The following is a 2,619-nucleotide window of genomic DNA, read 5'->3' as shown; positions in this document are numbered from 1 at the left end:
ACGAGCCTGCCCCCGTACAGCAGGGAACCCCACAGCTCCCACACCGAGAAGTCGAACGCATACGAATGGAACAGCGTCCACACATCACTCGGACCCTGCGCCGGCACGATCATGGACGGCTACTGCGACGTGTGCGGCTCACCGCCCGCGTACACCGCCCGCGTCCAGGCCGCCGCGGGCGGGTCCGGCGGCTCGGGGGCATCGGGAGCCGCGGGGGCGTCGGGCAGCACGGCGACCGGCAGCACCCGGACGGGCAGCACCCGCACCGGGTCGGCCCGCTCCTCCGGCCGCCGCGGCATGCTCGGCGCCGGGCTCGTCGAGGTGCCGCGCGTCCCCTACCGGGATCCGTCCAGCGCGGTGATGAGCGACCCGCAGGTCGCGGAGGCCAAGCGGTACTGCAGCGGCTGCGGCGAACCCGTCGGCCGCGGGCGCGGCGACCGCCCCGGCCGCACGGAGGGCTTCTGCCCCAAGTGCGGCGCCCGCTTCTCCTTCACCCCCAAGCTCGTCCCGGGCGACCTCGTCGGCGGCCAGTACAGCGTGCTCGGCTGCCTCGCCCACGGCGGGCTCGGCTGGATCTACCTGGCCCAGGACAAGAACGTCAGCGACCGCTGGGTGGTCCTGAAGGGCCTGCTCGACAGCGGCGACGCCGACGCGATGGCCGCGGCGGCGGCCGAGCGCGCGTTCCTCGCGGAGGTCGAGCACCCCAACATCGTCAAGATCTACAACTTCGTCCAGCACGGCGGCGACGGCTACATCGTCATGGAGTACGTGGGCGGGGAGTCGCTCAAGGACATCCTGCTGCGGCAGCCGCTGCCGGCCGGCCAGAAGCACCTGCCGCTCGCGCAGGCCATCGCCTACGGGCTGGAGGTGCTGCGGGCGTTCGAGTACCTGCACGCCCAGGGGCTCGTCTACTGCGACTTCAAGCCGGACAACGTGATCCAGTCCGAGGAGCAGCTCAGGCTGATCGACCTCGGCGGGGTGCGGCGGCTGGACGACCCGGACGGCGCGATCTACGGCACGGTCGGCTACCAGGCCCCCGAGATCGCCGACGCGGGCCCCTCGGTGTCCTCCGACCTCTACACGGTCGGCCGGGCGCTCGCCGTGCTGAGCTTCCCGTTCAAGGGCTACACCCGGGGGTTCGCCGACTCGCTGCCGCCGCGCGAGGAGATCCCCGTCCTCCAGCGGTTCGAGTCCTACGACCGGCTGCTGCGCCGCGCGACGCACCGGGAGCCGACCGCGCGCTTCCAGGACGCGGCGGAGATGGCCGAGCAGCTCACCGGCGTCCTGCGCGAGGTGCTGGCGGCCGAGGACGGCGTCCCGCGCCCCGCCCCGTCCGGGCTGTTCGGCCCGGAGCGGTTCACGACGCGGATGGCGGGCGAGGCGCGGGAGGAGGCGGCGCTGCCGCCCGTCCCGCCGCCGGTCGCCGCGGCGGCGCTGCCGGTTCCGCTGGTGGACGGCGCCGACCCCGCGGCCGCGTTCGTGTCCGGGCTCGGCGCCCTGGAGCCCGCGCAGGCCGCCGAGGCGGCGGCGAACGCGCCCGACCGCACGCCCGAGGTCAGGCTGGCGCTCGCCCGCGCCAGGATCGAGCTGGGCGCGGCGGACGAGGCCGACGAGCTGCTCGACGAGCTGGCCGCGGAGCGCCCCTCCGACTGGCGGGTCGGCTGGTACCGCGCGGTCGGGCTGCTCGCGCGGGGCCGGGTGGACGAGGCCGCGCCGCTGTTCGACCGGCTGTACGCGCTGCTGCCCGGCGAGGCGGCCCCCAAGCTGGCCCTCGCCTACTGCCGCGAGCGGTCGGCGCCGCACGACGCCGTCCGCCTGTACGAGACGGTGTGGCGCACCGACCAGAGCTACATCAACGCCGCCTTCGGCCTCGCCCGCGTGCATCTGGCGGCGGGCGACCGCCGCGCCGCCGTCGCAGCGCTCGACTCGGTGCCGAAGATCTCCATCCGGTACGTGCCCGCGCAGGTCGCGGCCGTCGTGACGGCGGTGCGCGGCCGTCCACCCGCCGAGCTGACGGCGGGCGAGCTGGTCGCCGCGGGCCACCGGCTCGCCTCCCTCGACCTGGACGCCGAGCGCCGCGACAGGCTCACCGCCGAGGTGCTGGAGGCCGCGCTCGGCTGGATCCTGGCGGGTCCCGGCACGGCGGCCGGGACGCAGGGCGGCTCCCTATTCGGCGCCGCGCTCGCCGAGGCCCCGCTGCGCCGCCTTCTGGAAGGGACATACCGGGAGCTGGCACGCCGCACCCGAGACAGGGACGAGTGCCGCCGGCTCGTCGACTCCGCCAACGCCGTACGCCCGAGGACGCTGCTGTGACCGACGACCACACCCGAGCCGACGACACCGCCGGAACCGACGCCCCCGGAACCGGCAGGGCCGGGACGGACCAGGGGAAGGCGGCCGAGCTGGCCTGCCCCGCCTGCGGCGCCGTGGTGTTCGCCGAGGAGATCTTCTGCGAGGAGTGCGGGCACCGGCTCGCCGACGGCCCGCCCGCCGCGTCCGCCGGTCGCGACGGCGCCACGATCAGGCAGGAGTCCGCGCCGTCCGCCCGGCGGGCGGACCGGGCGGGCCAGTGCCCCGGATGGGGCGGGGCGGCGAGCGTGGCCGGCGGCTACAGCGAGA

Annotated in this window: 2 protein-coding genes; both read left to right on the top strand. The window is 75.9% G+C overall.

Annotated elements, in window-relative coordinates; genetic code table 11:
• Window positions 1–111 precede the first annotated feature (111 nt).
• Window positions 112–2,313, top strand: coding sequence for a tetratricopeptide repeat protein (locus AB0K37_RS41630; protein WP_363991611.1), 2,202 nt, complete (start codon window positions 112–114; stop codon window positions 2,311–2,313).
• Window positions 2,310–2,619: zinc ribbon domain-containing protein (locus AB0K37_RS41625; protein WP_363991608.1), on the top strand; the 310-nt coding region annotated here is incomplete at its 3' end. The genes AB0K37_RS41630 and AB0K37_RS41625, both read left to right, overlap by 4 nt.

Source organism: Actinomadura sp. NPDC049753 (assembly GCF_040674655.1).
Taxonomy (GTDB): domain Bacteria; phylum Actinomycetota; class Actinomycetes; order Streptosporangiales; family Streptosporangiaceae; genus Spirillospora; species Spirillospora verrucosospora.
The sequence above is the reverse complement of the archived record's forward strand: the minus strand, read 5'-3'. Positions and strand labels throughout refer to the sequence as shown.